Here is a 19155-nt window from a genome sequence, read left to right as displayed (position 1 = left end):
TTTCTCACTCGGGGTTCCGCTCCGCCCACGCGAGAAGCCCCTGAAGGGCCCGGAACCAGGTCTCGGCGAGATCCTGGACCGTCTCGCGCGGCAACAGCCCCTCCAGATACGACCAGTGCGCGGACAGCACCGGCCCGTCCGCCCGGTCCTCGGTCACCACGTTGATGCTCAGGGCGTGGCCCTCGCGCATCGCCGCCTCCGCGCCGATGTCGGCCGCGTCCTCCTCGGGCGCGTACGACCAGTCCGTCTCCTCCGGGATGCCGAACCGGCCCAGGTAGTTGAACTCCACCCTGGCCGGCTCATGGCCCGCCAGCACCTCCCGCGTACGGGGGTTGAGGTGCCGGAGCAGGCCGTAGCCGACGCCGTTCGCCGGCAACGACGCCAGGTGCTCGCGCACCCGCCGTACGGCTTCCGCCGCCGCCCGGCCGCCCCCGAAGGCCTCGGCCGTGTCGACCGGACCCGGATCGAGCCGGACCGGGAAGACGCTGGTGAACCAGCCGACCGTACGGGACAGATCGATCCCGTCGCCGCCCACCTCCTCCTCGCGGCCGTGTCCTTCGAGGTCGACGAGGATCGAACTGTCCGAACTCCCCGACCTGCGCCGCCAGTCGGCGAAGGCCAGCGCCAGCCCGGCCAGCAGGACGTCGCCCACGGCGGCGCCGAACGCGGCGGGCACCGCCGACAGCAGCGGACCGGTGTGTTCGGCGGGCAGGCGCAGCACGACCTCGCGCTGGGTGGCGGCGGTGTCGCGGTCGGGGTCGCGTTCCCGGGTGAGCGGGAGGGGTTCGGTGCCGCCGCCGTCGAGGATCCGTGTCCACACGGGGAGTTCGGCCTCCCGTTCCGGCGCCTGGGCCAGCTCGGTGAGCAGCCGCGACCAGCGGGCGAACGACGTCTCGACGGGGACGAGGCCGACCGGCCGGCCGGCGCGGACGTCCTGCCAGGCCGCCGCGAGGTCGGGCAGCAGCACCCGCCAGGACACGCCGTCCACGACGAGGTGGTGGCCCATCAGGAGCAGGCGTCCGGGGGCGTCGCCCGCGTCGAACCACACGGCCCGGACCATGGCGCCCGCGTCCGGGTCGAGCGACTCCCGTGCCGCGTGGGTGTGTTCGCGTACGGTCTCGCCCAGCGCGGCGGCGTCCGAACCGGAGACGTCGACGCGTTCGATCCACCCGGCCGCGTCGAGCGTGCCGACGGGCGGCACGTGCAGCGACCAGTCCGCGGTGTCCTCGCGGGAGGGGCGGACCAGGGTGGCGCGGAGCAGGTCGTGCCGGTCGGCGAGTGCCTGGAGGACTGCGGTGAGGCCGGGCAGGTCCAGGGCCGCGGGCGTGCGGACCAGCGCCGCCTGGTGGTAGGTGGCGAAGGGGCCGCCCAGTTCGCGCAGCCAGTGCATCACGGGGGTGAGCGGCACGCTGCCGGTGCCGTCGTCCGCGGGGCGGGCCACGGTCGCGTCGGCCGCCTCGGCGACGGTGCCCAGCGCGGCCACCGTGCGGTGGCGGAACACCTGCCGCGGGGTGACCCTGAGGCCCGCCGCGCGGGCCCGGCCCACGAGTTGCATGGCGACGATGCTGTCACCGCCGAGGGCGAAGAAGTCGTCGTCCACACCGACCCGTTCGAGACCCAGGACCTCGGCGAAGACCGTGCAGAGCAGGTCCTCCACGGGGGTGGCGGGTGCCCGTCCGGAGGACAGGGCGGCAAAGTCGGGCGCCGGCAGGGCGGCCCGGTCCAGCTTGCCGTTGGCCAGTCGCGGGAGGCGTGGCAGCGCGACGACGGCCGCCGGGACCATGTGGTCCGGGAGGCGGGCGGCGACGTGGGCGCGGAGCAGCGCGGGGTCGGGTGCCGTGCCGAGGGCCGGGACGACATAGGCGACGAGGAGCTTGCGCGGGCCGTCCTGATGGACCGTCACCAGGGCCTGGCCGGCCTCGGGGTGGGTGGTGAGCGCGGCCTCGATCTCGGCGGGTTCGATCCGGAAGCCGCGGATCTTGACCTGGTCGTCGGCGCGGCCGAGGTAGTCGAGGCGTCCGTCGGCGGTCCAGCGGGCCAGGTCTCCGGTGCGGTACAGGCGTGTTCCGGGCGGGCCGAACGGGTCGGCCACGAACCGCTCGGCGGTGAGGCCGGGGCTGCCCAGGTAGCCGCGGGCGAGACCGCCGCCGGCGAGGTACAGCTCGCCGGGGACGCCGGGCGGCATCGGCCGCATGCGGTCGTCGAGGACGTAGGCGCGCGTGCCGGTCACCGGCCGTCCCACGAGGGGGCGTTCGCTGTCGCGGACGCGTGCCACGAGGGCGTCCACGGTCGACTCGGTCGGCCCGTACAGGTTGAACGCCTCGGTGCCGCGCAGTGCGGCCAGCCGCTTCCAGAGGGCTGCGGGGACGGCCTCGCCGCCCACGCCGACGACCGCGAGGGGGCAGTCGCCGTCGCGCAGCAGGCCGCTGTCGGTCATCTGCGCGAAGAACGAGGGGGTGACCTCCAGGAAGTCGAGGCGGTGCCGGAGCACGGCCTCGGTGACCAGTTCGGGGTCGCGTCGCACCTCTTCGGACAGCACGTGGACGCAGTGTCCGTCCAGCAGCCACAGCTGGGGCTGCCAGGAGGCGTCGAAGAAGAACGACCAGGCGTGGCCGACGCGCAGATGCCGTCGCCCGGCGGCCTCGATCGCGGGGGCGTAGAGCGTCTCGCGGTGGCTGTGGAAGAGGTTGCCGAGGCTCTCGTGGGTGACGACCACACCCTTGGGGCGGCCGGTGGAGCCCGAGGTGTAGATGACGTACGCCGGGTGACGGGGCGTCAGCGGCGCGGTGCGGTCGGCGTCGGTGAGGGCGGCCGGGTCCTGGGCGGCGACGCGTTCCGCCGTCGCGGGGTCGTCGAGCAGCAGGGGTGCGGTGCCGGGTGGCAGGGTGGCGGCCAGTTCGCGGGTGGTGAGGGTGAGGACGGGGCGGGCGTCGGCGAGGACGTCCGCGGTGCGTTCCACGGGTGCGTCCGGGTCCAGCGGCAGATAGGCGGCGCCCGCCTTGTGGACCGCGAGGACGGCCGTCAGGAACCGTGCGGTGCGGGGCAGCGCGAGGGCAACCGACCGCTCGGGTCCGGCGCCCCTCTCGACCAGCAGGCGGGCCAACCGGTTGGCGTCGGCGTCGAGTTCGGCGAAGGTCAGCTCGATGCCGTCGGAGGCGACCGCGGGCAGGTCCGCGTGCCGTCGTGCCTGTTCCTCGAAGAGGGCGGGCACGGTGGTCGGTTCGCCGGTGAGCGGCCTGCCGTGCCAGCCGCCGACGAGCCGGGCCCGCTCGTCGGGGTCGAGGATGTCGATCCGGCCGACCGTGGTGTCCGGGTCGGTGGTCACGGCGCGCAGGACGCGTCGCAGCCGGTCCGCGAAGGACTGCGCGGTGGTGTGGTCGAAGAGGTCGGCGCTGTACTCCAGGACGCCGTCCACACCTCCGCCGTCGCCGCGTTCCACGAAGTCGAAGGACAGGTCGAACTTGGCGGACGTCTGCGCCACGTCGTCCCGGCGGGCGTCCATTCCGGGCAGTCCCGTGTCGTCCCCGCCGGACGCCAGGTAGACCACCATCACCTGGAACAGCGGGTGCCGGGCGAGCGACCGGGCCGGGTTCAGCGCCTCCACCAGCCGCTCGAAGGGCACGTCCTGGTGGTCGAACGCGGCCAGGTCGGACTCCCGGACACGCGAGAGGAGCTCCCGGAACGTCGGTTCGCCGGACGTGTCGGTGCGCAGCACCAGTGTGTTGAGGAAGAACCCGACCAGCTCGTCCAGGCCCGCGTCGCTCCGGCCGGAGATGGGGCTGCCGATGGGGATGTCGTGGCCGGCGCCGAGGCGGGTGAGCAGGGTGGCCACGGCGGCCTGGAGCACCATGAAGACGCTCACCCCGTTGTCGCGCGCCAACCGGTGCAGGGCGGCGCCCAGTTCGGCGTCGAGCGAGAGGTCGGCCGCACCGCCGCGGTAGGTCGCCTCCAGCGGGCGGGCCCGATCCACGGGCAGCGCGAGCTCCTCGGGCAGACCGGCCAACGCCTCCTTCCAGTAAGCGATCTGCCGGGCCGACAGACTGGAGGGGTCCTTCTCGTCGCCGAGAACCTCCCGCTGCCACAGCGTGTAGTCGGCGTACTGGACCGGCAGCGGCGCCCACTCGGGAGCCTTCCCGGCCGTACGGGCCGTGTACGCGAGGGCGAGGTCCCGGTTCAGCGGGCCCTCCGACCACTCGTCCCCGGCGATGTGGTGCAGGAGCAGCAGGAGGGTCCACTCCTCCTCGCCGGTGCGGAACACATGCACGCGGAGCGGGAGTTCACGGTCCAGCTCGAACCCGTACGCACCGGCCTCCGCCAGCAGTTCCGGCAGCAGGTCGTCGTCCGTGTCGGTCAGTTCGAAGGGGACGCGGACCTCGTCGGGCGCCAGGACGAGCTGGTGGGCGCGGCCCTCGTCGTCGGGGAAGACCGTGCGCAGCGTCTCGTGGCGCACGACGACGTCGTGCACGGCGGCGCGCAGCGCCCCGACGTCGAGACGTCCGGTCAGCCGCCAGGCCGAGGGGATGTTGTACGTCGCGCTGGGGCCCTCCACCTGGTACAGCACCCACAGACGCTGCTGGGCGGAGGACAGGGGCAGCCGGGCGGGGCGTTCCCGGACCGTGAGCGGCGGGCGGGTCGTGACCACCGAGTCCGTGAGGTGCCGGGCGAGCCGGGCCGGCGTCGGGGCGTCGAAGACCGTACGCAGCGACACCTCGGCGCCGAGCGCGGCCCGGATCCGCGCGGTGAGCCGCATCGCCAGCAGCGAGTGGCCGCCGAGGGCGAAGAAGTCGTCGTCGATGCCCGCTTCGGGTACGTCGAGGACGGCGGCGAAGGCCTCGCACAGGAGGTCCTCGCGCGGGGTGCGGGGCCGGCGGCCGGAGGTGAGCGCGGTGCGGTCGGGGGCGGGCAGCGCCTTCTCGTCGAGCTTGCCGGCGACCGTGCGGGGCAGGGCCGCGACGGTGACGTAGGCCGTCGGCACCATGTGCGCGGGCAGCGCCGCGGCGGTGTGACCGCGCAGCTCCGCCGGGTCGGGGACGCGTCCGGCGGCCGGGAGGACGTAGGCGACCAGCCTGCGCACTCCGGGGGTGTCCTCGCGGACCACCACGGCGGCGGTGGCCACGTCGGGGTGGGTGGCCAGCAGTGCCTCGATCTCGCCGGGTTCGATGCGGAAGCCGCGCAGTTTGACCTGTCCGTCGGCCCGGCCGAGGAACTCCAGGGACCCGTCACGGCGGCGTCGGACGAGGTCGCCGGTGCGGTACATGCGGCTGCCGGGCGCACCGAACGGGTCGGCCGTGAACCGCTCGGCGGTCGGGCCCGGCCGGTTGAGGTAGCCGCGGGCCAGGCCCTCGCCGGCGAGATACAGCTCGCCACTGACGCCCACGGGGACGGGCCGCAGGGCGTCGTCGAGGACATGGGCGCGGATGTTGTCGAGTGGCGCGGCCCGGCGTCCTGAGGCGTCGCTGTGCCAGCCGTAGGCATCGACGGCGCTCTCGGTGGGTCCGTACAGGTCGTGGACCTGAGTGCCGGGCAGGGCGCAGAGCCGCTCCCACAGCGGGGCCGGGGTCGCCTCGCCGCCGACGGCGATGACGCCGGGGAGGTGGGCGCCGGACTCCAGGAAGCCGTGGTGGATCAGCTCGCGGAGGTAGGTCGGGGTGACGTCGAGGAAGTCGATCCGCTCCCGGCCCAGATAGGCGAGCAGCGCGGCCGGGTCGGCCATGACGGCCTCGTCGGTGACGTGCAGTTCGTGCCCCGCGAGGAGCCAGATCAGCGGCTCCCAGGAGCCGTCGAAACTGAACGAGGCCGCGTGCACGGCCCGTAGCCCGGTGCGGCCGAGGGACTGTTCGGCGGGCCGGATGAGGTCGTCGAGGTGGGCGGCGAAGAAGTTGCCGAGCCCGCGGTGGGTGCCGATGACGCCCTTGGGGATGCCGGTGGAGCCGGAGGTGAAGATGAGGTAGGCGGCGCCGGAGGGGGCGGGAGGTGCGGCGGCCGGGGCGTCCGCGGTGGTGAGGGCGGCGGAGGCCTCGGTCGTCAGGTCCGGGGCTGGGGCGGTCGCGAGGTCGCTCTCGTCGAGCAGGACCAGCGGGTGTCCGGCCGGCAGTCTCGGTGCCAGTTCCGCGGTGGTGAGGACGCACAGCGGGGCCGCGTCGCCGAGCATGAACTCCAGCCGGTCGGCCGGGTATTCGGGGTCGAGCGGCAGATAGGCGGCACCGGACTTCAGGACGCCGAGGAGGGCCGGGACCATCAGGTGGCGGGGCAGGGCGAGTCCGATCGCCCGCTCGGCGCCGGCGCCCCTGCCGCGCAGGAACCGGGCGACGGCGTCCACGCGCGCGCCCAGTTCCCGGAAGGTGTACCGGGACTTCCCGGTGGTGAGGGCGGGCGCGTCGGGCCGGGCGCGGACGACGTCGTCGAGGATCTCCGTGACGGACCGGGTCTCCACGGGCCGGGAGGTGTCGTTCCAGTCGGTCGCGGCGGCCGTCTCCTCCGCGGCCGTCAGGACGTGCAGGGAGCGCAGGGGCCGGGCGGGATCCGCGGCGACCTGCTCCAGGAGGTTCAGCAGCCGCTCGGCGAGCCCGGTGGCGGTCTCCTCGTCGGTGAGGTCGGTGGCGTACTCCAGCAGGAGGGCCATGTCCTGGCCGGGGCCGTGGTCGACGAAGGTGAAGTCCAGGTCGAACTTGGCCCTGCCGTTGTCCATGTCGAACCACTCGGTGGACAGACCGAACAGGTCGGGGTCGCCGTCGGGCCGGTGGTGGTAGCCGAGCATGACCTGGAAGAGCGGGTTGCGGTCGGCGGTACGCGCCGGGTTGACGGCCTCGACGACCCGGTCGAACGGCACGTCCTGGTGCTCGAACGCGGCCAGGGCGGCTTCCCGGACTCGTCCGAGGAGCGTCTCGAAGGACGGGGTGCCGGTCAGGTCGGTGCGCAGGACGAGCGTGTTGACGAAGAAGCCGACGAGGTCGTCCGCCGCGCTGTCGGTACGACCCGCGATGGGCGCGCCGAGCGGGATGTCGTCCCCGGCGCCGAGCCGGTGCAGCAGCGCGGCGGTGGCGGCCTGGAACAGCATGAACATACTGACCTGGTGGGTGCCGGCGAGGTCCCGCAGCGCGTCCGAGAGGGTGTCCGGGAGCGCGGCGCGGACGACGGCCCCGTGGCCGGTGGTCCGGGCGGCCCCCGGGCGGTCCAGGGGCAGCGGGATCTCCTCCGGGAGTCCGCTCAGGGCGTGCGTCCAGTAGGCGAGTTGCCGCTCCTCGACCTCGGCGAGCAGCCGTTCCTGCCACAGGGTGTAGTCGGCGTACTGCACCGGCAGCGGTGCCCACTTGGGGGTCCGGCCCGTGCTGCGGGCGGTGTACGCGTGGTGGAGGTCGGCGAGGAAGGGACGGTCGGACCACTCGTCGGTGGTGATGTGGTGCAGTACGACGGCCACGACATGGTCGTCGTCCGCCAGCCGCAGCACCTCGGCGCGCACCGGGAGGTCCGCGCTCAGGTCGAACGGACGGCGCTGGGTCTCCTCGATCCAGTCCGCCAGTCCGGTCCCGGGCCCCGATGAGAGGCGGACCTCCGGTTCGGCCTCCCCCGGTGCCGCGATCCACTGGTACGGCTCACCGTCGGCCTCAAGGAACCTGGTGCGCAACGCCTCATGACGGTCCGTCACATCACGCAGGGCGGTGCGGAGGGCGTCGACGTCCAGGGCGCCCCGGAGCCGGAACACCAGCGGGAAGTTGTACGCGACGCCGTCCCCGGTGATCCGCTCCACGAGCCACAGTCGGCGCTGGGCGGCCGCCAGGGGGATGCGGGCGGGCCGTTCGACGGCGGGCTCCAGGACCGGGCGGGCCGGGTGACCGGCCGCCGCCCGCAGCGCCAGGGTCTCGGGGGTGGGCGCCTCGAACAGGTCGCGGATCGCCAGTTCGGCGCCCAGCTCGGTGCGGGCCCGGCTGATCAGCCGGGTCGCCAGCAGCGAATGGCCGCCCAGGTCGAAGAAGTTGTCCTCCGCGCCGGTCCGGGGCAGCCCCAGTACCTCGGCGAACAGCCGGCACAGCACCTCCTCGACGGGGGTGCGCGGACCGCGCCCCGCCGACAGGGCGACCGCGGGCTCGGCGTCCGGCAGCGCGCGCACGTCGAGCTTGCCGTTGTCGTTCATCGGCAGCCGTGGCAGCACCACGAAGGCGGACGGCACCATGTAGGCGGGCAGTCGCTGCCCGAGGTCGTCGCGGAGCCGCCTGATGAGCGCGGTGTGGCCGCGTCCGGCGGCCGGGGTGTTGGCGAACGGGGCGTCACCGCGGTCGGTGCGCGGCCGATAGAGGCCTGCGGTGCGCGGGTTCCGGGTGCCGGGGACGAACACGGCGTCGTAGCGGCCGGGTTCGTCGGACCAGGTGGTCAGGAGCCGGTAGCCGCGTGCCTCTGCCGTCTCCCTGAGGTCCTCCGGTTCCACACCCGTCGGGGCCACGGCCGTCGGGCGCCCGGTGTCCAGGGCGCGCAGAGCGGCGAGGTCGGCGGCCGTGCGGGCGTCCGGGATGTTCCGCACCCGGAGCGGTCCGGTGCCGTCGAGGCGGGCGAGCGGCGCGTCCGGCCCGGTCCAGTCGACGACGGGGGCGCCCGCCAACGACAGGCCCTCCCCCTCGTACAGCACGACGTCGTACCGGTAGCGGGTCAGCTCGTTGTGGTGGCGGCCGGTCTTGGTGCGCAGGTCGACGCCGACACCGAGGGTGGTGAACCAGTCCGGGTCGACGAGGAGTTCCTTCTCCAGGGCGAGGCCACGCTCCACGGCCCGGCGCAGCGCCCCGGGGTCGGTGTCCTCGCCGGCGCGGGCGGTCTGGACGCCGGACTGGAAGACGCGGGCCTGGCGCAGGTCGCGCACGTCGCCGAGGAACAGGGAGCCGCCGGGTGCGAGCAGGCCGAGCGCGCCACGGACGACCTGGTGCAGGTGATCCAGGCTCGGGAAGTACTGGACGACGGAGTTGATGACGATCGTGTCGAAGAAGCCGTCCGGCAGACCGTCGGTCGTCTCCGCGGCCTGGCAGCGCAGTTCGACCTTGCGGGCCAGTTCCGGGTCGGCCCGCAGTTCGTCGCCGAGCTTGCGAATGACGGGGGCGGCGAAGTCGGTCGCCCAGTAGGCCTCGGCGTCCGGGGCGAGCCGGGACAGCAGCAGACCGGAGCCGACGCCGATCTCCAGGATCCGGCGGGGCCGCAGCTCGCGGATGCGGGCCACGGTGGCCTCGCGCCACTCGCGCATGTGCGCCACGGGGATCGGGGTGCCGTCGTAGGAGCTGTCCCAGCCGGCGAAGTCCTCGGTGTTCAGGGCCGTGCCGATCTCGGTGTACTCGGCGGAGTAGATCTCCCGCCACTCCCCGATCTGCTCCCGCTCGGCCGACTCGCGCACCTCGGCGTCGGGTTCGGCGGGGACGACATAGCTCACGAGCCGCTGGGTGCCGGGGGCGCTGGTGTCGTCGCGGGCGATGACGGCGGCCTGGGAGACCTCGGGGTGCTGGGCGAGGGCGGTCTCGATCTCGCCCAGCTCGACGCGGTAGCCGCGGATCTTGACCTGGTCGTCGGTGCGGCCGAGGAAGTCCAGGTTGCCGTCGGGGCGTCGGCGAACCAGGTCGCCGGTGCGGTACACGCGCTCGCCGGGCAGCCCGTACGGGTCGGCGACGAACCGTTCGGCGGTCAGGCCGGGCCGGCCGAGGTAGCCGCGTGCCAGACCCACGCCGGCGATGTACAGCTCGCCCGCGACGCCGTCGGGCACGGGGCGCAGCCAGGTGTCGAGGATGCGGGCGCGGGTGGCGCGGATGGGCTTGCCGACGGTCGGGGTGGCGCTGTCGTGGGTGCCGCCGCCGAGGGTGTTGATGGTGTACTCGGTGGGGCCGTACAGGTTGTAGCCGTAGGTGCCCTCGGTGTCCCTCAGGGTGTTCCACACGGTCTCGGTGACGGCCTCCCCGCCGAGCAGCACCAGGGGCGGCCGGTGGCCCTCCAACAGGCCCTCCTCGATGAGGAGATGGGCGTACGTCGGGGTCACGTTGACGACGTCGACGCGGTGTTCCTCGCAGTACGCCACCAGCGCGGTGGCGTCTCGCCGCAACTCCTCGTCACAGATGTGCACCTCGTGTCCCTCGACGAGCCAGAGCAGCTCCTCCCAGGACATGTCGAAGGCGAAGGACACGGTGTGCGCGATGCGCAGTCGCCGTCCGCCGGCCGAGGCGATGGCCGGGGCGAAGATCTCCTTCTGGTGGTTGAGCTGCATGTTGGTGAGGCCGGCGTACGGGGTGACCACGCCCTTGGGGCGGCCGGTGGAGCCGGAGGTGTAGATGACGTAGGCGGGGTGGTCGAGACGGAAGGACACCTCGACGGGCGTCTCGGGCAGGGCGGCCAGCTCGGTGGCCGTGTCCGGGTCGTCGAGGAGCAGCCGCGGGATGTCTCCCGTGAGGGTGTCCGACACCGCCCGGTTCGACAGGAGGAGCAGGGGGCGGGCGTCGGCCAGCATCAGGGAGAGCCGCTCGGCGGGGTGGTCGAGTTCCAGCGGCAGGTAGGCGGCGCCGGTGCGCAGCACGGCGAACAGGGCCACCACCGTGTCGAGGGAACGCGGCAGGCCGAGGGCGACGACCTGCTCGGGGCCCGCGCCGCGGGAGATCAGCAGGCGTGCCATGCGGTTGCAGCGGGCGTCGAGTTCGGCGTAGGTGAGGGTGTCCGGGCCGAAGACGAGGGCCGTGTCGTCGGGGGTGCGGGCGGCCTGGGCGGCGAGCATGTCGGCGACGGTCTCGTGCGGCACGGGCTGCCGGTTGTCGGCGTCCTCGCGGGCCAGCAGGGCGGCCTCGTCCGGGAGTTCGGTGGCGAGTGAGCCGACGGGGGCGGCCGGGTCGGCCACCAGGCGGGCGACGAGGAGCACGAACCGGTCCAGCAAGCCGCGCGCCCGGGTGTCGTCGAGCAGGTCGGGGCGGTAGGCGAGGGTGACGCGGACGCGCTCGCCGGGGGTGACGACCAGGTTGGCCGGGTAGTGGGTGGCGTCCACGTTGGCGACGGCGGTGGCGCCGTGCCGCTCCCGCAGTTCGGCGAGCCGTTCGTCGGTGTCGGCGTTGCGCAGCACGAAGAGGGTGTCGAAGAGCCGGCGGTGGCCCGTCTCGGCCTGGAGCACGCCGAGGCCCAGGTACTCGTACGGCATCAGTGCCAGTCGCTCGCCCTGGATGCGTCGGAGCAGGTCGAGGACGGGCTCGCGCGGGTCGAAGGCGACGCGGGCGGGCACGGTGTTGAGGAACATGCCGATGACGTTCTCGACGTCCGGCACCTCGCTGGGGCGTCCGGCGACGGTCGTACCGAAGGCGATGTCGGTCCGGCCGGTCGCGGCGGCCAGGGCCAGGCCCCAGGCCGCGTTGAGGACCGTGTTCAGGGTGAGGCCGTGCCGCCGGGCGGTGTCGCGCAGCCGGTCCCCCACCTCGGGGGCGAGGACGGTGTCGAGGTGCTCGGGGATCACCGGTTCCAGGCCGCGGTCGGAGACCGTGGGCGTCAGCAGCGTGGGCTCCTCGAACCCGGCCAGGGCGGTGCGCCAGGCCCCGGTGGCCTCCGTGTCGTCCTGGCGCTCCAGCCAGGTCAGGTAGTCGCGGTAGGAGCCGGGCCGGGCGAGCCCCTCGGGGTCTCCCCCGTTCTCGTACAGCGCGAACAGCTGGTCCAGGAACAGCCAGGCGGACCAGCCGTCCCACAGGATCAGGTGACGGCCGATCACCAGGCGGTCGCCGCGCCCGGCGCCGAGCCGCACGAGCAGCAGCCGGAACAGCAGCGGGCGGGTGAGGTCGAAGCGGCGGGAGCGTTCCTCGTCCATCAACTCCCGCATCCGGGCGTCCTGTTCGGCGCTCGGCAGGACGGAGAGGTCGACCTCGGTGAGTGGGATCTCCGCGTCGCGCACGATGAACTGCACCGGCTGGCGCAGCCCTTCGCTGGTGAACCCGGCGCGCAGGCTGGGGTTGCGGGCGATCAGGGTACGGGCGGCGGTCAGCAGCCGTCCGGTGTCGACGCGTTCGGCGAAGTCGAAGGACTCGTGGACGGTGTAGACGTCGAGGGTGCCGTCGTCGTAGGTGGAGTGGAAGAACAGGCCTTCCTGGAGCGGTGCCAGCGGCCACACGTCCTCGACCCGGCCGGGGGCCAGCCGTTCGACTCGGGCGCGTTCCTCCTCGGTGACGGTGAAGGCGGGGGCGGCCTCGACGGTCTGTACCCGGTCCACGGTCGCGGCGGCGGCGAGCGCGGCCGGGGTGCGGTGCTCGAAGACGTCCCGCGGGTCGAGGGCGAGACCGGCGCGGCGGGCCCGGCTGGAGACGGCGATGGAGCTGATGCTGTCGCCGCCGAGCAGGAAGAAGTCGTCGTCCACACCGGCGTCGGGCAGTTTCAGTACGGCGGCGAAGATCTCGGTGAGGAGTTGTTCGCGCGGATCGCGCGGGGCGCGGGCCTCCGCGCGGACGGTCTGCGGGGCGGGCAGCGCGGCCCGGTCCAGCTTGCCGCTCGGGGTGAGCGGGAGGGCGTCGAGGACCACCCAGGCGCCCGGGACCAGGGCCGCGGGGAGCGTGGCGGCGAGCGCGTCACGGAGCACGGTCGCCTCCGGGACGGCCGCGGCCGGGACGACGTAGGCGACGAGGGCGTTGTCCCGGACCGTCACGGCGGACTGCGCCACCTCGGACAGGGCGGTCAACGCGGCCTCGATCTCGCCGAGTTCGACGCGGTTGCCGCGCAGCTTGACCTGTCGGTCGGTACGGCCCAGATACTCGACGACCCCGTCGGGACGTCGGCGGACCAGGTCGCCGGTGCGGTACATGCGGGTTCCGGGCGGGCCGTAGGGGTCGGCCGTGAAGCGCTCGGCGGTCAGGGCGGGTCGGGCGTGGTAGCCGCGGGCGAGTTGTACGCCGGTCAGGTACAGCTCGCCGGGGACGTCGTCGGGGACCGGGCGCAGGCAGGAGTCGAGGACGCGCAGTCCGGTGTTCCAGACCGGGCGCCCGATGGGCACGGAGGGGCCCTGGTCGGCGGTGTCGGTGCTTTCACAGGGATGGTGGGTGACGTCGACGGCCGCCTCGGTCGGGCCGTAGAGGTTGTGCAGGGGGACGCCGGTGAGCCTGTGCCAGCGGGCGGCGGCGGCGGCCGGGAGTGCCTCGCCGCTGCTGAACACGCGGCGCAGCGGGGCGGCCCACGCGGGGTCCTCGGTGACCTCGTCGGACTGAAGGAACGCCTCCAGCATGGACGGCACGAAGTGCAGGGTGGTGACGCGTTCGGCGCGGACGAGCCCGGCCAGGTAGGCCGGGTCACGGTGGCCGTCGGGGCGGGCGAGGACCACGGCGGCGCCTTCGAGGAGCGGCCAGAAGAACTCCCAGACGGAGACGTCGAAGGCGGACGGGGTCTTCTGCAGCACCCGGTCGTCGGCGCGCAGACCGTAGGCGCCCTGCATCCAGGCGAGGCGGTTGACGATCGAGCGGTGGGTGACGACGACGCCCTTGGGGCGGCCGGTGGAGCCGGAGGTGTAGATGAGGTACGCCGGGTCGTCGGGGCCCGCCGGACGCGGGGCGGTCCCGGTCCCCGAAGGCGCTTCCTCGGCGGCGTCCAGGAGCAGGACGCGCGCGTCGTCGGTCTCCGGGAGCCGGTCGGCGCTCCCGGCGAGCGTGATCACGGTCCCCGCGCCGGAGTCGGCGAGCATGTGGGCCACCCGGTCGGCCGGGTAGTCCAGGTCGAGCGGCAGATAGGCCGCCCCCGACTTCAGTACGCCGAGCAGGGCCACCACGAGTGCGGCCGAGCGGGGTACGGCGACCGCGACGAACTCGCCGGGACGGGCGCCCCGGTCGCGCAGCCGGGTGGCCAACACCTCGGCACGGGCGTCGAGTTCGGCGTAGGTGAGCCGTTCGGTGGCGAAGACGACGGCCGTCGCGTCCGGGGTGCGGCCCACCTGGTCCGTGAACGCCCGGGCGAGGGTGGTCTCCGGGACGTCCCGTTCCACGCCGTGCGGGTGGGCGCGCAGGGCCTCGTCGGACGTCAGCAGGTCCAGGGAGGCGGCGGGCCGGGCCGGGTCCTCGGCGATGGCCTCCAGGACGCGGGCGAGCCGGTCGCCGAGGGTACGGACCCGGTCGGCGTCGAGGCGGTCGGCGTGGTGCTTGAGCCGCAGGTCGAGGCGTCTGCCCGGCTTGACGACGAGGGCGAGGGGATAGTGGACGGTGTCGTTGAAGGCGTCGGCGGTGATGCGTACGGTGCCGGAGGCGTCACGGAGGTCGGCCTCGGCGGGGTAGTTCTCGAACACCACGAGGGTGTCGAAGAGTTCGCCCGTGCCGGCGTGACCGGAGATCCGCTGGATCTCGGCCAGCCCCAGGTGCTGGTGGTCCAGCAGACGTGCCTGTTCGTCCTGGAGACGGGTCAGGAGTTCACCGAAGGTCTCCCTGGGTGACCACCGCAGGCGGGTGGGCAGGGTGTTGATGAACAGGCCCACCATCGAGGCGATGCCGTCGACCTCGCCGTCGCGGCCGGAGACCGTGGTGCCGAACACCACGTCGTCACGGCCCGTGAGCCGGCCGAGCAGCAGCCCCCAGGCGGCCTGTACGACGGTGCCCAGGGTGACGCCGTGTTCGCGGGCGCGGTCCGCGAGCAGCGCGGTGGTCCGCTCGGGCAGCTCCACACGGACGTGCGCGGGCCGTACGGGGCTCTCGGTGGGCGGCGCGGTGACGAGGCGGGTGGGCTCGTCCAGGCCCGCGAGGGCGGTGCGCCAGGTGTCGCGGGCCGCGTCGTGGTCCTGCCCGGCGAGGCGGCGCAGGAAGGCGCGGTAGGGGGTGACGTCCGCGAGCGGAGGCGTGTCGGTGCCGTAGAACGCCATGAGTTCGCGGTGCAGGACGGGCAGCGACCAGCCGTCGGCGATGATGTGATGGAACGTCAGGACCAGGCGGCTGCGGTGGGCGCCGAGGCGGATCAGCGCGCAGCGCAGCAGCGGCGGCGCGGACAGGTCGAAGCCCGCGGCGCGTTCCTCCTCGGCGACGGTCTCTCCGAGGGGGTCGCGGTCCGTGCGGTCCTGGGTGGACAGGTCGACCTCGCGCCAGGGCAGTTCGGCGTCCCTGGTGATGATCTGCACGGGGGTGCCGTCGGAGCGGCGGCGGAAGGCGGCCCGCAGGGGTGCGTGGCGGTCCAGGAGGTGTTGGGCGGCGCGGCGCAGGGTGGGCCCGTCGACCGGTCCGGTGAGGTCGATGACCTGCTGGACGACGTAGGTGTCGCCCACGGCGCGGTCGGTGCCGCAGGTCGGCGCTGTCGTGGCGGTCAGGGCGTGGAAGAAGAAGCCCTGCTGGAGGGGGGTGAGGGGCAGGAGTTCCTCGATGTCGAGCGGGAACCGGCCCTGGATCTCGGCCAGTTCGGCCGCGTCCGCCTCGACGAGGGGGGCGTCGGTGGCCGTGCCGTCCGCGGTGCGGGTGACGGCGGCCTGTGCGAGGGCCTCGGCCGTGCGGTGGCGGAACACGTCCCGGGTGGTGAGGGTGAGGCCCGCCTCCCGGGCCCGGACCAGCAGGTGGATGGCGGTGATGCTGTCGCCGCCGAGCGCGAGGAAGTCGTCCTCGGCGGTCACCGAGTCCAGGCCCAGCACCTCGGCGTACAGACCGCACAGGAGCCGCTCGCGCGGAGTCTGCGGGGGCCGTCCGGAACTCAGGGCCGCGTAGTCCGGGGCGGGCAGGGCCCGTTCGTCGATCTTGCCGCTGGGGGTGACCGGAAGGGCGTGCAGGGGCACGAACGCGGACGGGACCATGTAGTCGGGCAGCCAGGCGCCGGCGTGCCCGCGCAGGGTCCGCATCAGGGCCGTGACGTCGCGGAAGGGAGCGGGACGGTTGGCGTGGGCGTAGCCGCCGGCGGGGCGGTAGAGGCCGGTGACGGGGACGTCCGTGTCCGGGGTGAGGGCGGTGTCGGGGGTGAGCACGGCGTCGAACGCGCCGTCGTCGGAGGCGCCGTTCCATGTCGTCACGGCGCGGTAGCCGTGGGCGGCGGCGAGGGCGTGCAGTTCCTCGGGGTCGGTGCCGGCGGCGGATTCCCGGCTGCTGCCGTCGAGGGCGCGCAGGGCGGCGAGGTCGTCGGTGATGCGGGCGTTGGGCACACCGGTGATCCGCAGCCGGGCCGGGCGTGCGGTCAGCAGCCCGGTGAGTGAGGTGAGACCGGCGCCGGCCTCGCTCCACGGGACCTCGCGTTCGTCCGGCGCGGGGGGCGCGGGCGGGCCGGGGCGCAGGACGACGTCGTAGCGGTAGCGGCTCAGTTCGTTGTGGTGGGCGGCCCGCTTGAGTCGGATGTCGGCGTCGAAACCGTCGAGGGTGGCGAAGAAGTCCGGGTCGAGGAGGAGTTCGCCCTCCCAGCGCACCGAGCGCTCGACGGCCTCGCGCAGGGCGCTCTTGTCCTCGGGGTCGGGGCCGTCGGTGGCGCGCCGGGTCTCCACCGCCGCGCGCAGGGTGCGCAGCAGCCGCAGGTTGCGGACGTCTCCGACGAGGATCCGTCCGCCGGGTGCGAGGAGCGTGGTGGCCCGGTGCAGGACGTCGGCGAGGTAGTCGGCGCTCGGGAAGTACTGGGCGACGGAGTTGAGGACGATCGTGTCGAAGAAGCCGGTGGGCAGGCCGTCGGTGTCGTGGGCGGGGCGGGCGCTCAGCTCGACCTTGGCGGCGAGTTCGGGGACCGTACCGACCTGGGCGCGCAGCGCGGCGATCGCCTCGTGCGAGAGGTCGGTGCCCCAGTAGGCCTCGCAGTCGGGCGCGACGGCGGACAGGATCAGGCCGCTGCCGACGCCGATCTCCAGCACCCGGCGGACGTCGCCGAGTTCACGGATCCGGTCGACGGTCGCCGTGCGCCACTCGCGCATCTCCTCGACGGGGATGGGCTTGCCGTCGTACATGCTGTTCCAGCCCGCGAAGTTCTCGCGGAAGCCGTCCGCGCTCTCCCGCCGCCCCTCGGATCCGGCGGCGCGGTAGAGGAGTTCGTGCAGTTCCCGCCACTCCTCGACCTGCCCGTCCGCGTCGTCTCCGCGGGGGGTGTCGAGGGCCGGGACGACGTAGGCGGCGAGTCTGCGGTCGCCGGGCCGGTCCTCACGGGCGACCACGGTGACCTGGTCGACGGCCGGGTGGGCGCGCAGGACGGACTCGATCTCGCCCGGTTCGATGCGGAAGCCGCGGATCTTGATCTGGGTGTCGGCGCGGCCCAGGAACTCCAGGCGTCCGTCGGCCCGCCAGCGGACCAGGTCACCGGTGCGGTACAGCCGCTCTCCGGGGGCGGCGGCGATGCCGTCGGGGGCGGCGACGAACCGTTCGGCGGTCAGGTCCGGTCGGCCGACGTAACCGCGGGCGAGTCCGGCGCCGCCGAGGTAGAGCTCACCCGTGACGCCCGCGGGGACGGGGCCGAGGCGGGCGTCCAGGACGAAGGCGCGGGTGCCCGGGTCGGGTACGCCGATCGGGACGACGGAGCCGGCCGGGATGTCCGGGTCGCACAGGCCCAGGGTGGAGTTGGTGGTGGCCTCGGTGGGGCCGTAGGCGTTGAACATCATCCGGCCGCGGGCGTAACGGCCCACCAGCTCCGGGGAGACCCGCTCGGTGCCCGCCAACAGGGTCGCGGTGGGCGGGAGTCGCACGTCGTCGGGCATCGCGGCGAGCAGGGCGGGCGGCAGGATCATGAAGGTGATGCCGTGCCGGTCGGCGTAGTCGGCCAGCGGCGCGGCGGGCACCCGCAGTTCGGCGGGTACGACGACGAGCCGGCCGCCGGAGAGCAGGCCGAGGCACAGGTCCCAGAAGGCGACGTCGAAGCTGGGCGAGGCGAACTGCAGCACCCGGCTGTGCGGACCGATGCCGAAACGTTCACTCTGGGTGGCGATGAGCTTCGCGACCCCGCTGTGGGCGAGGACGACACCCTTGGGGCGTCCCGTGGAGCCCGAGGTGTAGATGACGTAGGCGGCGTTGAGGACGGTGAGGGGCGCCCCCCGGTCCGCGTCGGTCGGGTCGTGCGCCGGACGGTTCGCCAACTCCCCCGCCGTGTCCTGGGCGTCGAGCGCCAGCGTGGTCAGGGCGGGCCGCTCGGGCAGGTCCCGTGCGGTCTCCTCGTCGGTGACCAGGCAGACGGGGGCGGCGTCGTCGAGCATGTAGGCGATGCGGTCGGCGGGGTAGTCGTGGTCGATCGGCAGATAGGCCGCGCCGGACTTGAGGACGGCGACCTCGGCGACGATCAATTCGGCGGAGCGCGGCAGCGCCAGCGCGACGATGCGTTCGGGACCGGCGCCCCGGGCGATCAGGGCGTGGGCGAGCCGGTTGGCGCGCTCGTCGAGTTCGGCGTACGTCAGCCGCTCGTCCTCGAAGACCAGGGCGACCTCGTCCGGGCGGGCGCGGACCTGCTCGGCGAACAGGGCGGGCCAGGTGCCTTCGGGGACCGTGTGCGCGGTGGCGTTCCACTCGACGACGACCTGGCGGTACTCGTCGGGGTCCATCAGGGCGAGCCCGACCACGGAGGTGTCGGGCCGGGCCAGCGCGTCGGCCAGGAGAGTCCGGTAGTGGCCGAGGAGCCGCTCCACCGTCGTACCGTCGAAGAGCGCCGGGTCGTACGTCGCCCGGACGGCGCCCTCGGCCACCTCCAGCGACAGGTCGACCGGGCCGGGCAGTTCCCCGGCGGGATGGCGGGCGGTGCCGAACGCGACATTGACGAACAGTCCGCCGCCCCTGGTCGGCCGGGGCGCCAGTTCGTCGACGATGACCTCCACGGGCGCCCAGTGGACGGCCGCCTCCTCCTGCGCCTGTGTCACCCTCCGCACCAGTTCCCGGACGGTGGGTTCGTGGTCGACGGACACCCGCACCGGCAGCCCGTTCTGGCCCACGGTGAGATCCACGGCTCCGCTGTAGCGGTGCAGCAGCGCGACGAAGGCGGCGAGCAGCACGGCGTCCGGGGCCTCGGGCAGGCCGTCGAGGGCGCGGTGCTCGCGCCGGGGGTCCGGCTCCGGCGGGTGCGGCCGGTCGAAGGGCAGCGCGGTCGCGGGCGGAAGGGGGGTGAGCGTTCGCCGCCAATAGGCCAGGAGTTCTTCGGACCCGCACACAGTTACGTGCCTCCCCAGGCGTCGTCCCGGCCCTGAGCCGGAGGAACGGCGCCATACTAAGGTAAGGGTTACCTAATTCACAGGGTGCCCACAGAGGCAGCCCTGGCAACGGACCCCGATGGGGGACAACG

General features: G+C 73.9%; 1 protein-coding gene. It reads right to left on the bottom strand.

Annotation, left to right across the window (positions count from 1 at the left end; translation table 11 throughout):
- Positions 1-4: 4 nt before the first annotated feature.
- Positions 5-19024, bottom strand: a complete 19020-nt coding sequence (locus tag ACZ5VD_RS32775) for an amino acid adenylation domain-containing protein (protein WP_468551554.1) — start codon at positions 19022-19024, stop codon at positions 5-7.
- Positions 19025-19155: the final 131 nt, after the last annotated feature.

The sequence above is a fragment of the Streptomyces sp. NPDC032822 genome, assembly GCF_055578825.1.
The sequence above is the reverse complement of the archived record's forward strand: the minus strand, read 5'-3'. Positions and strand labels throughout refer to the sequence as shown.